Raw genomic sequence first — 18,427 nt, 5'->3', positions numbered from 1 at the left:
TGAATATTATTATTTTTAAAACAGGAGATATTACAAAAGGAAAATATACTTGTGGTTATATAGCAATATATGAAAAAATTTAAGAAGTATTTTTGTGTCCATTTCTGACATATATAATGTGCCAAGATGATTTATTTAATTGAAGCACACAAGCATCACATTCGTGTTTTATTTTGTTTATATATTTTAGGAATATTCAACATTTAAATAGGATGATAACATTTAATAAGAGTGAAAAAAGGGTAAACAAATAACAAGCAATTCACTGTGAGCTTTGTTAACATTTAAATACTATAGACACATACACAAAAGAGGAGCGGATAATACATGTCTGATTATGTATACAACTTATTGAAAAACACCATTCAGTCAGAAACTTTAAGCAAGAGCCTATTCCAGAGGAGCATATTAAAAAATTAATTGAAGCGGGTCAAAGCGCTTCAACGTCAAGCTATTTACAGGCTTATTCAATTATTGGTATAGATGATCCTGAAGTTAAAGAGGACTTGAAAGAAGTGTCAGGTCAACCTTATGTAGTAGAAAACGGTTATTTATTTGTCTTTGTTATGGATTATTACAGACATGCAATCGTTAATGAAAATACTAAAAAAGATATGGCAACATCATTTGAATCAGCAGAAGGTTTGTTGGTCGGTACGATAGATGCGACATTAGTTGCACAAAATATTGCTGCTGCAGCTGAGGACATGGGTTATGGCATGGTTTATTTAGGGTCATTGAGAAACGATGTTGAACGTGTGCGTGAAATTTTAGACTTACCTAAGCATACTTTCCCATTATTTGGTATGGCATTAGGCTTACCAGCAGATGACGAAAATGGAGATCCTAAACCACGTTTACCACTTGAAAATATCTTCCATCACAATAAATATGACAGTGATAAAGAAACGCAACGTAAAACATTAGCAGATTACGATGAAACTGTAAGTAAATATTATGAATCCCGTACAAGTGGCGAACGTACTGAAACGTGGTCAGAACAAATTTCTAATTTTATGAGTGCTAAGCAGAGACTAGATATGTTAGAACAATTGAATAAATCAGGTTTTATTAAAAAATAATTCACTGACAACTTCTGCTGCGTGTCACTTATGATGAAAAGGTCATATCATAGAAAGGGGTTGGTTATGTTGAGCATGTTTGACAAATTTTTTGGTAAGAAAACGCATGGAAATCATAAAGCTAAAGAGCAATATATTTATTCTTCTAGCAGTAAACTAACCCCTCAAGAAGCTCAAGCCTATTGGGTGAAATTGGCCCAAAAGTTAGTTGTTGGAGCTATTAATTCCGTTGATCACACAGCAGAACGTATATTTATTCTTATTTCATTTAACGAAAACGATTCTACGATAGATATATTCTTTCAAATGGATGGCCAGTTAAGAATGTGGAATGATTTAGATAATCAAACCCATAAAAGAACAATATCAAATAGTTTAATTTCACAAGCACCTAATCTCGTGAAGCATGTGAACTGCTTATATGATAGTGTTAAATTAACTCGGCTCGCATATTCACAGATTCAATATGAATTTGAAAGTAAGGCGTGGTATTTACATGATATTAGCGAAGATAGTGCTGAAGCGCATTTAGACAAAAATCCTGCATTTTTAAAATGGTTTGATGATGTTTCGAATACAATTGATAACATTCCGTTAGATAGTAAACAAAAAATTACTTGGGGTCCATTTAAACCAAGATAATAAATATTTAAAAGTGAGGATCAATTTTCTGTTAACAAAATAGAAGCAAAGACAGTCAGTGTTAAGGAAAACAATCAAAATGAAAAATTTAAAATTAAATCGACTGTTTCATTAAATTTAACTGTCCATATGTTAAGTACTTGTAAAATAAATACTTTGGTCTAAAAAAGAACCGTCAATTTCTATTGCAATGATAATAGAAATTGACGGTTTTTGTTTTATGTTATTTAGGAGTTCGTTACACAATGATAGTACTTAGTTACAATATTAGTACCAATTCAGTCATTTGTTCAAATTATTGCAGCTATTGAACGGTTATTTTAGTGAAAACTCATTATCTTTCGCAAATTCATTAACTTAATATAACAAACAATATAACAAATGTATTATTATATTATATAAAATTCATTATTTTGTGAATTTATTCACAAATATTTCATAAAAGTCTGTTTTTTGCCATTGTAAGTGTTTTCACAAAGTTTTATGATGTGGTTGGAAATAAAAAAATGATAGATATCAATGAAAAATAGAAAGAGGTTTGAGGAAATGGATATTATTTTAGGTGTAGGAACGCTACTCATTGTATTGTTAGCTATGACGTTATTTTTAAATTTTGCACCTTATGGTAAGAAAGGGCTACAAGCATTGTCGGGTGCTGCCTGTGCAACATTCTTACCACAAGCATTTTTAAGTTATGCCATTGGTGGCGTCTTTGACATTAAGTTTTTGCAGGAAATTGGTGACTTAGCCGGTAGTTTAAGTGGTGTAGCAGTCGGTTTTCTTACTTGTTTAAAATTAGGTGTCTCGCCAGTTTTTGCTGTAATCGTTGGTTTAGTACTTCACGATTTTAAATTATTACCCGCTTTTTTAGCTGCTTATTTGGTTTCATTTGCTATTAAATTTTTAGAAAAAAAAGTCCCAGAGGGCTTAGATTTAATAACTGTAATTTTATTTGCTCCTGCTGTTTCTTTCCTTCTTGCAAGTATTATGAGCCCAGGTGTTATCGCTTTATTAAAACAAATTGGTAGTGCCGTGACAGCTGTTGGTGACAACAATCCTTATGTATTAGCAATTATTTTAGGTCTTATTATTCCTGTTACAGGTATGACACCACTTAGTTCCATGGTATTAACAAGCTTATTAGGACTAACTGGTTTGCCTATGGCGATTGGTGCACTGACATGTACAGGTAGCTCATTTGTCAATTTCATTATGTTTAAACAATTAAAAATAGGTAACGCTTCCAAAGCTTTCGCTGTTGCAGTTGAACCATTAACCCAAATAGATATTATTGCGAAGTATCCTTTGCAACTCTATGGTACTAATGCACTTATTGGTGTTGTAAACGCATGTATCGTCACATTTAGTGGATTAGTAATCAATGTGACAGGTATGGCGACGCCAATTGCCGGTGCTATTGTATTGTTTGGATTTAATGACCCGATTAAATCTGTGATTACGATTATTACGGTATCAATTACTAGTATTTTATTAAGTCTAGTTATAGGAAAAATGATTAATAAATTTAATATGACTAGCTTGAATTTCAATCTACCTAGAATGAAAAAACAGACCAATTAAGGAGAGAGAAGAATGGCAAGAAAACAAGATTATCAAAGTGCTTTTGATGTTATTGGTCCTATTATGATGGGCCCATCTAGTTCTCACACTGCAGGTGCAGTGAAAATAGGCAATGCTGCGCGAACAGTATTACAGTCTGAACCTCAAAAGATTGTGATTCATTATTATGAATCATTTGCCTCCACGCACAAGGGTCACGGAACAGATTTAGCAATTATTGGTGGGTCAATGGGTTTCAGCACATTTGATGAGCGAATTAAAGACGCTATCACATTTGCGGAAGCACAAAATATTGATATAGAAATTATAGAAGAAACAAGTGCTAGCTTGGGTGAACATCCGAACTGCGCATTAATTAAATTAGATGGTAATGGAAGGCATGTAGAAATTAATGGTATTTCAATTGGTGGAGGTACAATTAAGATTAAAAGTATCCACGTGGATGGGCTTTGTATCCTCATGCATCATGCATTGCCTATTTTGGTTGTAGATGGAGAAGCTAATATTTCTTTAATTAACCATTTGATTAATGACTTGATTGAGTCTGAAGTAGATATTAATGAAGAAATTAAAACAATTAATAATGACAAATGTTTATTGGCATTACATTTAAATAAAGCTTTAGATGTAGATAGTTTAAGTAAATTACGTGAGAAATATAAAGAATTAAATTTTTCATATATTTGTTAGAGGAGTGGCAATATGTATCATTCAATGCGAGAAATTATAGATTATGCAGTGGCACAGAACACAACATTTGCTGAAATGATGATTCATGAGGAGATGGAATTAAAAGGGATTTCAAGGGATGAAGTTCGTGCATTAATGAAACAAAATCTTGATGTTATGAGAGAAGCGTTAGAAAAGGGACTTTCTGGAGATGGTGTGAAAAGTGTAACAGGTTATACTGGACATGATGCAGTGAAACTAGATCGATATAATGAAGATTACCATGCTTTATCTGGACATGATATGGTAGAAGCTTTAAAAGGTGCAATATCGACAAATGAAGTGAATGCTGCGATGGGTATCATTTGTGCAACACCAACTGCTGGTTCATCAGGTACAATACCAGGCATATTATTCAAGTTAGAAAAAACACACAGTTTAACAGAAGCGCAGATGATTGACTTTTTATTTGCTGCAGCACTATGTGGCAAAATTATCGCAAACAATGCAAGTGTGGCAGGTGCTATTGGTGGATGTCAGGCAGAGGTGGGATCAGCCTCAGCAATTGCAGCAGCTGCAGCAGTTGAGATATTTGGTGGAACACCTGAAGAAAGTGGTCATGCGATGGCATTAGCTATCAGTAATTTATTAGGGTTAGTTTGTGACCCTGTGGCAGGGTTAGTTGAAATACCTTGTGTTATGCGTAATGCTATTGGTTCAGGCAATGGTTTAATCTCAGCTGATTTAGCGTTAGCTGGAATAAAAAGTAGAATTCCAGTAGACGAAGTGATAGAGGCGATGGATAGGGTAGGACGCAACTTGCCGGCATCGTTGAGAGAAACTGGACTGGGAGGTCTAGCTGGAACGCCAACTGGAGAAGCAATAAAGAAAAAAATATTTGGACAAACAAGTGTTGAATCTTAAAAAGTAAAGATATATCCATTGAAGGTATTGAAAAATTAAATTGAAAAAATACATGTTTCCCACTAAACTAAATTAAAAGAGGTGGGAGACATGTTACTGAAGTTAGGGATTATTTTTATTGTGTTTGTTATAAATAGTATCGTGACGTATTACTTAACTACGAACGGTACATGGGTCAACATATTGTTGAAATCATTATCGCTAAGTTTGATTATTGTCTTTATTTATAATTACGTAAAACTGATGATAACAATAAAACGACAAAAATAGTAATATGATTAAAATTGAATTGATAATATAGTAAAAGTATAGAAATGAAAAAAGGTTGGAACGACTAGCGTTCCAACCTTTAATTATATTTATAAAAATATCTGAAGTTCATAGTGAGTGATGTCTTTTATTATGAACTTGTGATTTCCCCGTATTCTTTCGAATGATAAGTGTCAGTATCTAAGTTGTTTGTCAATTTAGCTGTACCTGTACCAGCAAGCATAGAGTCGTTAACGTTTAATGCAGTACGACCCATATCGATAAGTGGTTCTACTGAAATCAGTACACCCGCCAATGCAACAGGTAAATTTAATGTAGATAATACAATGATAGATGCGAATGTTGCGCCACCACCGACACCTGCTACACCAAATGAACTAATCACAACAATGCCTATGACAGATAAGATAAATTGTAAATTAACTTCGACACCAGCTGCCGGTGCTACCATGATTGCTAACATTGCTGGATAAATGCCGGCACAGCCGTTTTGACCAATAGAAAGACCAAATGAAGCTGAGAAGTTTGCAATACCATCTGGCACTCCTAAACGATTTTTTTGAGTTTGAACATTGAGTGGTAAAGCACCAGCACTTGAACGAGAAGTAAATGCAAATAGCAATACTTCAGACGTTTTCTTAACAAATGTAACAGGGTTCAGTCCCATACCAGTTACAATGAGTAAGTGAATGATATACATTACAATTAATGCCGCGTAAGATGCGATTACAAATTTTCCTAATGTCCATATTGCACCAAAATCACTTGTAGCGATTGTATTCGCCATGATAGCTAAAATACCGTATGGAGTTAGACGTAATACAAACGTTACAATTGCCATTACGATATTATAAACGGCATCGATACCACGTTTAAGTAAGTGACCACTTTCAGGTTGTTTACGCATTACACGTAAGAAGGCAAAGCCAACAAATGCAGCGAAGATCACTACAGCGATTGTTGATGTTGTACGCTGACCAGTGAAATCTAAGAATGGGTTACTTGGTAATAATTCTAAGATTTGTTGTGGTAGCGTGTTAGCTGTCATATCCTTAGCTTGACTTGCGATTTCACTACCTCTTGAGCTTTCGGCACTACCTAAATCAATCGTAGATGCGTCTAAGCCAAAGACAAGTGCTGAGATAATACCGATAATTGCCGCAATTGCTACAGTCCCAATTAAGAAAATGAAGATATAGATGCCAATTTTAGCAAATTTTTCTCCAATATTAATTTTAGTAAATGCGGAAACGATTGAAATAAATATTAAAGGTATAACAATCATTTGTAAGAATGAAATATAGCCATCTCCAACTATACTAAACCAATCTGTGGTTTGTTTAGTGACCTTTGAATCCACACCGTAAATTAAATGAATAGCAATCCCAAAGACAATCCCGATGCCTAAAGCTGTAAAGACACGTTTAGGAAACGAAACATGTCTTCTTGCCATTACATATAATCCGATAAGGAAGGCCGCAAAAATAATGATGTTTAAAATTGTTAATAACATAAAAACAAGACCTACACTTTCTTTTATTTAATTTATTTTATTAAATCCGATACGCATACTAAGGATAGTAGCAAAACGAATAATATTCAAGTCAATTACTCAAAAAAATTATAAAATTTATATGACTTTATTTTTGAAGCAGAATCAGAAGGGCTATAAATCTAGGCAGAATATGGTGTCAAGGCGTTTGTGGCTAAATTAGATAGAAATTCAATCAGGATGAAATTAAGGAAAATTTTTGATTTAGAAAAGCTGGTAGATATTTTAATACGAATTTCGATTCGAGTAATATTATAGTTTAAAGTGACCTTAGTAAAATCAAAATAGCTCTGTAATTTTTGAATAATAGCTATATCACAAACTGTGAAATTTTATGCAAAACAAAAAACGTCAATTTCTATACGATTTCAATAGAAATTGACGTTTTTTTAACCAAAGACTTTTTGGCTTTGGTATCATCTTTAACTTATAAATTAAAGAGGCGTGCGAAAAATCCTTTACGTTCTTCTTTGCGCTCTTCTTTAGCAAGTGGTGAAGCGTATGACGTTGTTTCTTGAGACGTGTTTGCTTGTTGTGCGTCTGACTCATTTGTAGTAGACGAAGCTGATGCGGTTTCTTTGTTATGATCTGTTTGTTGTTCAGCTTCAGACGTTTCTTTATGTGTATCTTGTTCAATTTGGTCATCTGTTTTATCGGCTGAATTTACTTCGGCAGCTTGCTTTTTAGTTTCTGAATTTGCTGATTGTGTCGAAGGTTGTTCGCTAATTTGTGTGATTTCTTCATCGGCAGTTTGTGTTGATACATTTTCAGAAACTGTATTTGTATGAGCATCTGCTGTGTCAGTCGCTTTTTCAGGTGTTGCTTTCGTATTTGCTTGCTCAGTTGTATTTTCAGTGAATGCATTCGCTTCATTATTAATTGAACTTTGATTTGTATGCACGCGTTCAGATTCGACATTAGACTTCACAAGTTCTGTTTGTTCTTTTTGGGAATCCTGAATGACACTTTGTGTAGATTTAATTTCATCTGTAGATGATTGAATTGCTTTCAGTGATTCTGTATTTTCTTCTAGTTTAGATGTAATTTGATCTTGCATTTTATGCAATTCTTGCTGTTGTTGGTGCACTTGATTAATCATTTGTCCGAGCATTTGGCGTTCGTCACGCATATTTTGAATTTCGGTACGTAAATCTTCTACGAGTAAAGACACATTTTGATCTGAAGGTAGGTTGTTGTCATCCTCTTTGACTAATACCTGTAGAAAATCTTTTTCCTTTTCAAGTTCTTCGAAGGCTAAATCATAGCTATTTGTCTGCTTCACTTTTTCAGCAATATCTTGGAAGAGTTCAATATCCTCTTCTTGGAAATCTGTGGCTTCGCGGCCACGGTATTCGGTTTTACTAAGTTGATAACCGCGTTCTTCTAAATGTTGAACGATTTTACGGACTTGCTTTTCACTTAGTTCAACACGTTGTGCAAATTCTTTAGTTAACATAGAAATGAGTCCTTTCATAAGTAATTTTATGTATACGGACGTTTGTCTTCGGTTAGTGAAACGTCAGTCTTACCTCTATGTTAGTCTAAACTGTTTTAACAGTGATTTCAAGTGGTGTACACTATGATTTACGTAAATCCATTTCTTCTAATAATGGGTAAATAATACTTCTAGAAATTCTGTTCGCAAATACATACTTTAATATATAGTTTGATTTAATACTTGGCCCATATATGTCTTTTGTCAGTTCTATATTAGATTTGATAAACAAATCTTTAGGCAATCCTTCTGAATATCCGTCTAAATTTGGGGCTAGATAATCTAAATCATATTGTCTTTCAAAACCATGGCTAAATAAAAACTCGCGTCTGTTACTGAGCACTTGTTGCTCATCTTCTGAAACAAGTTCTGGTTCTTTAGGTACTTCTAGCATAATAAAGTTTACATCGTGTTCATGTAATTGATTGGATAAATAATTAATTTCCTTTTCTATACGTGCCAAAGTATTTGTAATTAATTCATCGTGGTCCGGTTGGTCATTTGCAATTAAATAGATTAAAAAGGCAGAATTTGTTGTCGCTTCATAGTGTGCAGTTGCTAAGCTAACAACTTTATCTGACTGTAAGCCTACTAAAAAGATATAATCATCTTTGGTATGTTCATTTTTTAAAGATTGTTTAAATATTTGTTCATCTTCAGATAAATCAATGTCGAATTGCCCATCGTAAAGTTTTAATGCTGCTTTAAATAATGGATCATCAATTGATTTGATAGTCTTAAAATCCATGAATAGATGCCCCCCCAATAATAATGCGTTTATTATAACATAGTAAATAAATGGAAATCAGTGGAAATAATTTATAAAAATATTCTATGGGTCATTTATAAAAGGAATAAAATAGGAGCGAGACAGAAACCACAAAATACAAAGTGATTTCCTGCGTTCGCTCCTTATAAAGGTAGTCTATAATGTTAAGTAGCTATGTTAAAGTATTTTGTGATCTTATTAAAATAATAGTATAAATCACACTTTACTTGAGCGTAGATTAGGATTTTGGTCCTTCTGTTTCTTCTGCGTAATGCTTATCTTTAATAGCACTATTTGTATATGCAGCATTTGCTTCTTGTACTTCTTCATGAGAAGAGTTATCTTTAGTGGCAATCACGAGATAGTTATTATCAAGGATCTCTTTTTTATAACGCTCTTTATCATCATCGCTAATATCATAATAAGCTAAAACAGTTTCTTCACCGTCTTCGCCAGTTAAAATTTTAGCCATTTTGTCACTGAATGAGCCACTCGTTGCTGTTAGGTTTACTTCAGAATCATGTAATTCGTCAAAATGAAGTTTTGTCTTACTAATTACTGAAATTTCAGATTCAACATATCCTTCTGACAATTTTTGCTGGATAGTTGGTAGTATTTCGTCTTTACTTTGTACGATTGTAAAATCAGCCATTAACTGTCCCTCCGTCCACTTTTCTATTGTTTATCTAATACTTTCCCTATTAACTACTAGGTAAAACGAATATATATTTATTATATAATGAAGTGGCGTATCTGACAATCTTGATTTAAAAGTAAAGAAAGCGGTTACTAACATAATTGATTATTAATAAATCTCCTTCTTTAAAGCGCTTACTTATAATATTCGTGTTGAAAATCATGCCGAAATTTGCTATCATCAGTTAATAATTTATCTAACTCATATAATCTAGAGAATATGGCTCTAGAAGTTTCTACCATGTTGCCATTAACGACATGACTATGGGTAACCAATACAATACAAAGCATTCAACTTCAATCGTTTTAAAGTTTGATTTGGGAAATGAAGTGATTAATATATTCTTCTAAAACAATTGTCGTGTTTTCAATTTCTACATAATTAGGGAAATGAATGTTGAAGGCTATCAGTTCTTTATAGTATTGCACGTTCACTCATAGATCCTGAAACTAAGTTAGTTTAGGATTTTTTTTGTATAAAAAATGAGGAGGTTTTTTGAGTGGATTTGTTAAAACGGAAAGTTGAGGCAGACGGTGTCGTCATTGATGAGAAGATTTTGAAAGTAGATGGGTTTTTAAATCATCAAATAGACGCAAAGCTGATGCACGACGTAGGACTAACGTTTTATAATCAATTTAAAAATGAAGGGATTACTAAAGTATTAACGATTGAAGCATCTGGTATTGCACCAGCAATCATGGCAGCAATGCATTTTGATGTACCATGCTTATTTGCTAAAAAGGCAAAGCCTAGCACGTTAACGAAAAATACATATCAAGCTGATATCCATTCATTCACTAAAAATACGACGAGTACTGTAGTGGTTTCAGATGAATTTTTAGACGAAAATGATCGCGTATTAATTGTTGATGATTTTTTAGCTAATGGTGATGCATCATTAGGCTTAAATGAAATTGTTCAACAAGCCAATGCTGAAACTGTTGGTGTAGGCATTGTAGTTGAAAAGAGCTTCCAACCAGGCAGAGAACGTTTAGAAACAGCAGGGTTGAAAGTATCGTCTTTATGTAAAGTTGCTTCTCTAAGTGGAAATAAAGTGACATTTGTTGAGGAACAATCATGAAGACATTTATCTTAAGTTTACAACATCTATTGGCGATGTATGCAGGCGCCATACTCGTACCAATTATTGTAGGGACAAGCTTAGATTTTACTCCAGAACAAATTGCCTTCTTAGTCACTGTTGATATTTTTATGTGTGGTGTAGCCACATTTTTACAAGTTTGGAAAGGCACAGGCACCGGATTGCCTATCGTCTTAGGTTGTACATTTACTGCCGTTGCGCCGATGATTTTAATCGGGCAAACCAAAGGCATAGGTGATTTATATGGTTCCCTTTTCTTATCAGGTATATTGGTTGTCATCATTGCTCCATTCTTTTCATATTTAGTTAAATTCTTTCCACCAGTTGTAACAGGTAGTGTCGTTACAATTATAGGTATCAATTTGATGCCAGTAGCGATGAATTATTTAGCAGGTGGAGAAGGTGCTAAAAATTTTGGTGATGCCAAAAACATCTTACTTGGTGTAATTACATTAATAGTCATATTAATTGTGCAACGTTTTACAACAGGTTTCTTAAAATCTATTGCCATATTGATTGGCTTAATTGTAGGTACAGTATTAGCGTCAATATTTGGCATTGTTGATGTGAAACAAGTTGGTGAAGCACATTGGTTTTCGTTACCACAACCATTTAGATTTTCAACATTCAGCTTTGATTTTGGCGCAACTTTAGTATTCTTTATTGTTGCGTTAGTCAGTCTGATAGAATCAACAGGTGTTTACCATGCATTAAGTGAAATTACAGGTAAGAAATTGGAAAGAAAAGATTTTCGTAAAGGTTATACAGCTGAAGGTCTTGCGATTATCTTAGGATCTATTTTTAATGCATTCCCGTATACCGCTTATTCTCAAAATGTAGGCTTAGTATCATTATCTGGTGCTAAAAAGAACAAAGTTATCTATGGCATGGTTATCTTGCTCATTATTTGTGGTTGTATCCCTAAATTAGGTGCTTTAGCAAATATGATTCCACTACCAGTATTAGGTGGCGCAATGATAGCAATGTTTGGCATGGTTATGGCATATGGTGTTAGTATATTAGGTAATATTAATTTCAAAAATCAAAATAATTTATTGGTAATCGCGGTATCAGTTGGACTAGGAACGGGTATAAGTGCAGTACCACAAGCGTTTCAAGCTTTAGGAGACCAATTCGCATGGTTAACTCAAAATGGTATTGTACTCGGTGCGATTTCAGCAATTGTTTTGAATTTCTTTTTTAACGGCATTAAGAATCAACAAAACATAGAAACTATGGAATAATGGAGCTATAAAACAAATATTAGGAGGCTGTATTCATATGTGGGAAAATAAGTTTGAAAAAGAATCTTTAACTTTTGATGATGTGTTATTGTTACCAGCAGAATCAGATGTATTGCCGAAAGAAGTAGACTTGAGCGTTCAATTATCAGAAGGTATTAAATTAAATATCCCTGTTATTTCAGCAGGTATGGATACTGTAACTGAATCTAAAATGGCAATCTCAATGGCTAGACAAGGTGGCCTAGGTGTCATTCATAAAAATATGAATATTGAAGATCAAGCAGATGAAGTTCAAAAAGTTAAACGCTCAGAAAATGGTGTTATTTCAAACCCATTCTTCTTAACGCCAGAAGAAAGTGTATATGAAGCAGAGGCATTAATGGGCAAATATCGTATTTCAGGTGTACCTATTGTTAACAATGAAGAAGAAAGAACATTAGTCGGTATTTTAACAAACCGTGATTTACGTTTTATTGAAGATTTTTCTATTAAGATTTCAGATGTTATGACTAAAGAAAACTTAATTACAGCACCTGTAGGCACTACTTTAGATGAAGCTGAAGAACTATTACAGCAACATAAGATAGAAAAATTACCGTTAGTTAAAGATGGTAAATTAGAAGGTTTAATCACAATCAAAGACATTGAAAAAGTACTTGAATTCCCAAATTCTGCTAAAGACAAACTTGGCAGATTGCTAGTTGGTGCAGCGATTGGTATTGCAAAAGATACAGATATTCGCGCTGAAAAATTAGTTGAAGCGGGTGTAGATGCCTTAGTTATTGATACAGCTCATGGACATTCTAAAGGTGTTTTAGAACAGGTTAAACACATTAAAGAAAAATTCCCACAAGTGACATTAGTTGCCGGAAACGTTGCGACTGCTGCAGGTACTAAAGCTTTATACGAAGCTGGTGCAGATGTTGTCAAAGTAGGTATTGGACCTGGCTCAATTTGTACGACTCGTGTTGTTGCTGGTGTAGGTGTGCCACAAATTACAGCCGTGTATGACTGTGCAACAGAAGCACGTAAACATGGAAAAGCTATTATTGCTGATGGTGGTATTAAATTCTCAGGAGACATCATCAAAGCATTGGCAGCTGGTGGACACGCTGTGATGTTAGGAAGCTTACTTGCAGGTACTGAAGAAAGCCCTGGCGCAACAGAAGTATTCCAAGGTAGACAATATAAAGTATACAGAGGTATGGGTTCATTAGGCGCAATGGAAAGTGGTTCTAACGATCGTTACTTCCAAGAAGATAAAGCCCCTAAAAAATTCGTGCCTGAAGGTATTGAAGGTCGTATTGCTTATAAAGGTCCATTACAAGATACGATTTACCAACTTATGGGCGGTGTGAGATCAGGTATGGGTTACACTGGTTCAAGAAACTTAGAAGCATTAAGAGAAGAAGCACAATTCACACGTATGGGAACTGCTGGATTAGCAGAAAGTCACCCACATGATGTGCAAATTACTAAAGAATCACCAAATTATTCATTCTAAGTTAAAAGGAGATTTAAAGTTATGGAAATGGCGAAAGAGCAAGAGCTCATACTTGTTTTAGATTTTGGTAGCCAATATAACCAATTAATTACACGTCGTATACGTGAAATGGGTGTGTATAGTGAACTGCACGACCATGAAATCAGCATTGAAGAAATTAAACGCATGAATCCGAAAGGGATTATCCTTTCAGGAGGACCAAATTCAGTATATGAAGAGAACTCTTTTACGATTGACCCAGAAATTTACAATTTAGGTATTCCTATTCTAGGTATTTGTTATGGCATGCAATTAACAACTAAATTGTTAGGTGGCAAAGTTGAACGTGCCAATGAAAGAGAATACGGTAAAGCAGTGATTAATGCGAAAACGGATGAATTATTTTTCGGACTTCCTGAAGAACAAAATGTTTGGATGAGTCATTCAGATAAAGTGATCGAAATCCCAGAAGGTTTTGAAGTGATTGCAGATAGTCCAAGCACAAACTATGCAGCAATTGAAGATAAATCACGCCGTATCTATGGTGTTCAATTCCATCCTGAAGTACGTCATACTGAATTTGGTAACGATTTATTACGTAACTTCGTACGTCGTGTGTGTGAATGTACTGGTGAATGGTCAATGGAAAACTTTATTGATATTGAAGTTGAAAAAATCCGCGAACTTGTTGGTGATCGCAAGGTGCTATGTGCAATGAGTGGTGGCGTAGACTCATCTGTTGTTGCTGTATTATTACACAAAGCGATTGGTGACCAATTAACATGTATTTTCGTAGACCATGGTTTATTACGTAAAGGTGAAGGCGACATGGTCATGGAACAATTTGGTGAGGGCTTCAACATGAACATCATTCGTGTCGATGCTCAAGAACGTTTTATGAACAAATTGCAAGGTGTGTCAGATCCGGAACAAAAACGTAAAATCATTGGTAATGAATTCGTTTATGTCTTTGATGATGAAGCATCTAAGCTAAAAGGTGTAGATTTCTTAGCGCAAGGTACTTTGTATACAGACGTTATTGAATCAGGTACAAAAACAGCACAAACGATTAAATCACATCATAATGTAGGCGGATTACCTGAAGATATGGAATTCCAATTAATTGAGCCTATTAATACATTATTCAAAGATGAGGTACGTGAATTAGGTATCGAATTAGGTATTCCAGAACACTTAGTATGGAGACAGCCTTTCCCAGGTCCAGGTTTAGGTATTCGTGTGCTAGGTGAAATTACAGAAGATAAACTTGAAATTGTACGCGAATCAGATGCGATTTTAAGACAAGTCATTCGTGAAGAAGGTCTTGAACGCGATATATGGCAATACTTCACAGTGTTACCTGGTATTCAATCCGTAGGTGTCATGGGAGACTACCGGACGTATGATCATACTGTTGGTATTCGCGCAGTGACATCCATTGATGGTATGACAAGTGACTTTGCGCGTATTGATTGGGAAGTCTTACAAAAAATTTCAAGCAGAATTGTTAATGAAGTAGACCACGTTAACCGTGTTGTCTATGATATTACATCTAAGCCCCCAAGTACCATCGAGTGGGAATAATATATAAGCATATAAAAAGAGTTAGAAACGTTGCTATTATGCACTTTCTAGCTCTTTTTATTTTGCCTTGAATACGTTTTGAATACGTTACATCTAAAAATTGATATAATTAGCAAATTTATCGGCAACTTTATCACGTTGTTTTTCAGTAACATGTGCGTATATATCCATTGTAGTTTTAATATCACCATGCCCTAATCTATCTTGTACTTCTTGTATAGTTAGACCAGCTTCAAATAAAAGAGAACAATGAACATGACGGAAACCATGTAATTTAATACGTTTAAAATTGTTGTTTTTACATATATCATTTAATACTTTATTACAGTGTTCAGGATATAAAAGTTTATTTGTAGTAACATCGGTAAATACATATTGTTTTTTATTCATAGTATTGTGACCAAATTTTAATGATTCAATACGTTGTTGAGATTTCCAATGCTTTAATATCTCTAACGTTTTATCGTCAATACTGATTGTTCTGAATGATGCTTTAGTTTTTGGTGCTTGTATAACTAGCTTGTAGTCTTTACCTCTAGCGCATGTTTTATTTACAGATATAGTTTTCTTATCGAAGTTGATATCTTCCCAAGTTAAAGCCATTAGCTCGCCACGTCTAAAACCTGTGAATGCCAATGTTCTGAACATGGTATGATACATTGGTTTATCCTCTACAAAGCCTAGAAACGTCTGTAATTCCTCACTAGAGTAGTACGTGTATGAATCATCTTGTTTAGTTTCTTTCTTACGTGGTTGCTTTGTATGTTTGAACGGATTATCTGCAATGATTTTTAAATTCACAGCGTAATCAAGCACGTTAGATGTGTAAATTCTAATAGCTTTCATATCCTTATATTTCTTATTCCACTTATTAATAACTTTTTGACAGTATGGAATTGTAATCTTTTTAACTGGAATATCTTTAAAGTGTTCTAGTATTGCAGTATCAAATAACGTTAGTACACGCTGATAGGTGCTTTCTCTTACAGTATTTTGATATTGTTCTAACCACAACTCGTAAACCTCTTTAAAAGTTGTAATCTCATTATTTAGAAATCCGTTTTGTTGTACTTCGGTTTGCAACTTAGCTTCTGCAATTTTTGCTTCTCTTTCAGATTTAAAACCTCGTCTAGTCGTACGTTTTTGCTTTCCAGTAACTGGATCAGTGCCTAAATATGCTACAAACATATAGGCGTTAGTACCGTCTTTTTTCTTATATTTCTTAATCATAAAATCAATCCTTTCCTCTTTGCCCGCATGCGTGAGATTGGATTGACACACCATTAAGGATTGGCTACCTCATGGTGTGATGATTAATTATTTTAAAGTTATTTTTTTAAGCATATCAAATTTTGTATCACTGAATAAATGAATTAAGATATTATCATTTTTACTTAAATAGCCCTTTTCATTTGATAATTTTTTTCCTATGTTTTGATACAGCTTGTCAATTGATCTATTCAAAATTTCATTGATTAAATTAGTTTTAAAGTTTACAGATAAGTCCGACAAGAAGGAATAAAAATCTTCATTATTATAAGAGTCAGACCCTTCCAAATCTACTCTTACATAAAAATCTATATTTTTATCATCAGTAGGTAAAATTATGAATTTTTCTGTAGCATCGAATACATAAATTGAAATATAAAAGGTGCGTTTGTAGAACTGTTTTTTTAAAGTGATAGATATATTATTAAACTCTTCTGACCCACTACTAAAATCAGCATCATCTATATTTATCATATACGGTGCATAATCAAAGAATTCACAAGGGGTAATATCTAGATAATTACAAAGCTTATCAATAGTATCAAATTGTACTCCTTTACCACTGTTTTCTGCTAATGCCATTAGCGTAGTTTTTGATATTCCAGTTTCTTCATATAGATCTGATATCTTAAGTCCTCTTTCAGCCATCAGCACTGATAACTTACTTTGAATCATATTTGAACCTCTTTTCCTGTTTGATTTTTTAATATAAACATAGAATACCATAAAATAACAAACATCGCTAAAATATTATTGAGTATAAAGTTTAATTATTGAGCATTGACATATGTGTCAATTCATTGTAGTCTATAAATAGTTAGTGATATCAAAAAAATATCACAGACTTATGAGGAGGTGGAGAAAATGAAAAACGATTTTAGAATTCTTATTGCTGAAAGAAAGTTGAATATTGCTGAAGTTAACAGGGACACAGGCATAGCAAAAACTACTTTATACGGGTTGTATAAGGAAACAACTAAAAACCCAGATACTAAAACAGTAATGAAACTCTGTGAGTATCTTGAAGTTACGCCAAATGAATTTTTTGGAATCAAAGAAAGTGTGGTGAATTAAATGAACCAATTACTAAGCAATGAAGCAAGTCAACAACTTGTTAGTGATATTGTAAGCCTTGCTGAGAAATTAGCTATAGAAAAGGCTAGACAGTCACAGAAACGTTGGCTAAGACAGAATGAAGTTATGAAAGAGTACCGATGTACACATGCAGATATTACTAACTGGGAAATTGCAGGACTTCGCAAACGTAGACAAGGCAAATCATGGTATTACGATCGTAAGGATATTGACGAAGTATTAGAAACATTAAAACAATAAACGCCCGCATGCGTGAGAGGAAGAAAAATTATGAAATACCTAATCTACATTTCAATGCTATCAATACTTACTGTATTAATTGGCATAGCACTAGATATCTTTATAGCATTTGCATTATATATTGTCGCTTCAGCAGTTGGAATTAAATTTACAAATTTGGAGGAAGTATAAAATGAATAAAAAATTTGAAACAGTAAAAATTAATGATTTGAAAGTGGACTATAGTTATCGTTCTTCAAACAATCCTAATTCTGATGGTATTGTGGAAAATTTTAATAGATTGGCTATAGGTTTCATCACTGTCAGTGCAAGAGAAGATGGACTTTATATCGTTGATGGTATTCGCCGTGTGGAAGCCTTAAAACAATTAGGTTATGAAGAATGTTTTGCAGAATTATTGTTTGGTCTTACGGTTGAAGATGAAGCTAAAATTTTTGTTAATATGAATGAATTTCACGGTGAGTATGATGAAGAATATGATGTATATCTAGATGACGAAGAATTAATGGAGGTTGAGTAAAATGAATCAAACGCAATTAGAAATTTTAAACTTAGTATTTTATCAATTAAAAATAAGTGCTATGCAAACTGAAGAATCATACGAACATACAGTTTATGAAGATGGTAAAGAAACTACGTACGAAATCAATAGAGAACAACATTTAGAAGAAATCATGAAATGGGCAGTACAAGAATTAAATAATAATTTTGAGTTAGGAGAGTTTTAAT

Annotated in this window: 20 protein-coding genes, 1 pseudogene and 1 riboswitch; of the genes and pseudogenes, 15 read left to right on the top strand and 6 right to left on the bottom strand. The window is 33.7% G+C overall.

The features are described 5' to 3' along the window. The first annotated feature begins 327 nt into the window (after positions 1–327). The 6 genes and pseudogenes from nfsA to KA833_RS13925 all read left to right on the top strand — a co-directional run bounded on the left by nfsA (position 328) and on the right by KA833_RS13925 (position 5,168). Positions 328–1,082 (top strand): annotated as a pseudogene (gene nfsA / locus KA833_RS11140) (oxygen-insensitive NADPH nitroreductase). A gap of 75 nt (positions 1,083–1,157) precedes the next feature. Further along, complete coding sequence (locus KA833_RS11135; protein ID WP_210128351.1) at positions 1,158–1,724, top strand: hypothetical protein; 567 nt, start codon at positions 1,158–1,160, stop codon at positions 1,722–1,724. Between the two features lie 546 nt (positions 1,725–2,270). Then, complete coding sequence (locus KA833_RS11130; RefSeq protein ID WP_046207053.1) at positions 2,271–3,305, top strand: PTS sugar transporter subunit IIC; 1,035 nt, start codon at positions 2,271–2,273, stop codon at positions 3,303–3,305. A 12-nt stretch (positions 3,306–3,317) separates the two neighbouring features. Next, positions 3,318–3,995, top strand: a complete 678-nt coding sequence (sdaAB, locus tag KA833_RS11125) for an L-serine ammonia-lyase, iron-sulfur-dependent subunit beta (RefSeq protein WP_210128352.1) — start codon at positions 3,318–3,320, stop codon at positions 3,993–3,995. Between the two features lie 12 nt (positions 3,996–4,007). Beyond that, positions 4,008–4,898: an L-serine ammonia-lyase, iron-sulfur-dependent, subunit alpha gene (gene sdaAA, locus KA833_RS11120; RefSeq protein WP_210139566.1), complete on the top strand. Its 891-nt coding sequence runs from the start codon at positions 4,008–4,010 to the stop codon at positions 4,896–4,898. A 90-nt stretch (positions 4,899–4,988) separates the two neighbouring features. Beyond that, positions 4,989–5,168 carry a hypothetical protein gene (locus KA833_RS13925; RefSeq protein ID WP_245336298.1) on the top strand — a complete coding sequence of 60 codons (180 nt, stop codon included), beginning with the start codon at positions 4,989–4,991 and terminating at the stop codon, positions 5,166–5,168. A gap of 130 nt (positions 5,169–5,298) precedes the next feature. On the opposite strand, the gene KA833_RS11115 is transcribed toward KA833_RS13925, so the two are convergent. From KA833_RS11115 to KA833_RS11100, 4 genes are all read right to left on the bottom strand, one after another. Further along, on the bottom strand, positions 5,299–6,681 hold the full coding sequence (locus tag KA833_RS11115; RefSeq protein ID WP_046207050.1) for an L-cystine transporter: 1,383 nt from the start codon (positions 6,679–6,681) through the stop codon (positions 5,299–5,301). A gap of 466 nt (positions 6,682–7,147) precedes the next feature. Continuing rightward, positions 7,148–8,176 carry a hypothetical protein gene (locus KA833_RS11110; RefSeq protein ID WP_046207049.1) on the bottom strand — a complete coding sequence of 343 codons (1,029 nt, stop codon included), beginning with the start codon at positions 8,174–8,176 and terminating at the stop codon, positions 7,148–7,150. A 121-nt stretch (positions 8,177–8,297) separates the two neighbouring features. Next, complete coding sequence (locus KA833_RS11105) at positions 8,298–8,963, bottom strand: hypothetical protein (RefSeq protein ID WP_070658209.1); 666 nt, start codon at positions 8,961–8,963, stop codon at positions 8,298–8,300. A 259-nt stretch (positions 8,964–9,222) separates the two neighbouring features. Beyond that, on the bottom strand, positions 9,223–9,636 hold the full coding sequence (locus tag KA833_RS11100; RefSeq protein ID WP_064209625.1) for a general stress protein: 414 nt from the start codon (positions 9,634–9,636) through the stop codon (positions 9,223–9,225). Positions 9,637–9,862: 226 nt separating this feature from the next. Continuing rightward, positions 9,863–9,965, top strand: a riboswitch (purine riboswitch). Positions 9,966–10,180: 215 nt separating this feature from the next. Here KA833_RS11100 and xpt point away from each other — a divergent pair. From xpt to guaA, 4 genes are read left to right on the top strand one after another with little or no spacing between them, the layout of a single operon-like run. Continuing rightward, the gene (gene xpt / locus KA833_RS11095) at positions 10,181–10,762 is read left to right on the top strand and encodes a xanthine phosphoribosyltransferase (protein ID WP_046207046.1); all 582 of its coding nucleotides are present in this window, start codon (positions 10,181–10,183) and stop codon (positions 10,760–10,762) included. After that, on the top strand, positions 10,759–12,027 hold the full coding sequence (pbuX, locus tag KA833_RS11090; RefSeq protein ID WP_070038350.1) for a xanthine permease PbuX: 1,269 nt from the start codon (positions 10,759–10,761) through the stop codon (positions 12,025–12,027). The genes xpt and pbuX overlap by 4 nt, the downstream gene beginning before the upstream one ends. A 37-nt stretch (positions 12,028–12,064) precedes the next feature. Then, positions 12,065–13,531 carry an IMP dehydrogenase gene (gene guaB / locus KA833_RS11085; RefSeq protein WP_210128354.1) on the top strand — a complete coding sequence of 489 codons (1,467 nt, stop codon included), beginning with the start codon at positions 12,065–12,067 and terminating at the stop codon, positions 13,529–13,531. A gap of 21 nt (positions 13,532–13,552) precedes the next feature. Beyond that, on the top strand, positions 13,553–15,094 hold the full coding sequence (guaA, locus tag KA833_RS11080) for a glutamine-hydrolyzing GMP synthase (protein ID WP_019469906.1): 1,542 nt from the start codon (positions 13,553–13,555) through the stop codon (positions 15,092–15,094). Positions 15,095–15,187: 93 nt separating this feature from the next. Here guaA and KA833_RS11075 read toward each other — a convergent pair whose 3' ends face one another. Both KA833_RS11075 and KA833_RS11070 read right to left on the bottom strand, forming a co-directional pair. Next, the gene (locus KA833_RS11075; protein WP_210128355.1) at positions 15,188–16,324 is read right to left on the bottom strand and encodes a site-specific integrase; all 1,137 of its coding nucleotides are present in this window, start codon (positions 16,322–16,324) and stop codon (positions 15,188–15,190) included. Positions 16,325–16,411: 87 nt separating this feature from the next. Beyond that, positions 16,412–17,038: a helix-turn-helix domain-containing protein gene (locus KA833_RS11070; RefSeq protein WP_210128356.1), complete on the bottom strand. Its 627-nt coding sequence runs from the start codon at positions 17,036–17,038 to the stop codon at positions 16,412–16,414. 189 nt (positions 17,039–17,227) lie between these two features. Here KA833_RS11070 and KA833_RS11065 point away from each other — a divergent pair, with 189 nt between their 5' ends. The 5 genes from KA833_RS11065 to KA833_RS11045 are packed head-to-tail and all read left to right on the top strand — an operon-like array spanning position 17,228 to position 18,426. Then, positions 17,228–17,437: a helix-turn-helix domain-containing protein gene (locus KA833_RS11065; RefSeq protein WP_210128357.1), complete on the top strand. Its 210-nt coding sequence runs from the start codon at positions 17,228–17,230 to the stop codon at positions 17,435–17,437. After that, positions 17,438–17,698 (top strand): DNA-binding protein, encoded by a 261-nt coding sequence (locus KA833_RS11060; protein ID WP_135023929.1) that lies wholly within the window; start codon positions 17,438–17,440, stop codon positions 17,696–17,698. It begins immediately after the preceding gene. 30 nt (positions 17,699–17,728) lie between these two features. After that, positions 17,729–17,869: a hypothetical protein gene (locus KA833_RS11055; protein ID WP_167752541.1), complete on the top strand. Its 141-nt coding sequence runs from the start codon at positions 17,729–17,731 to the stop codon at positions 17,867–17,869. A 1-nt stretch (position 17,870) separates the two neighbouring features. Then, the gene (locus tag KA833_RS11050; protein WP_245336297.1) at positions 17,871–18,218 is read left to right on the top strand and encodes a hypothetical protein; all 348 of its coding nucleotides are present in this window, start codon (positions 17,871–17,873) and stop codon (positions 18,216–18,218) included. 1 nt (position 18,219) lies between these two features. Next, positions 18,220–18,426: a TscA family type II toxin-antitoxin system antitoxin gene (locus tag KA833_RS11045; protein ID WP_210128358.1), complete on the top strand. Its 207-nt coding sequence runs from the start codon at positions 18,220–18,222 to the stop codon at positions 18,424–18,426. Position 18,427: the final 1 nt, after the last annotated feature.

Source organism: Staphylococcus sp. GDY8P67P (genome assembly GCF_017892545.1).
GTDB lineage: Bacteria > Bacillota > Bacilli > Staphylococcales > Staphylococcaceae > Staphylococcus > Staphylococcus ureilyticus.
Note: the sequence above shows the minus strand (reverse complement) of the source record. Positions and strands in the feature narration are given on the sequence as shown.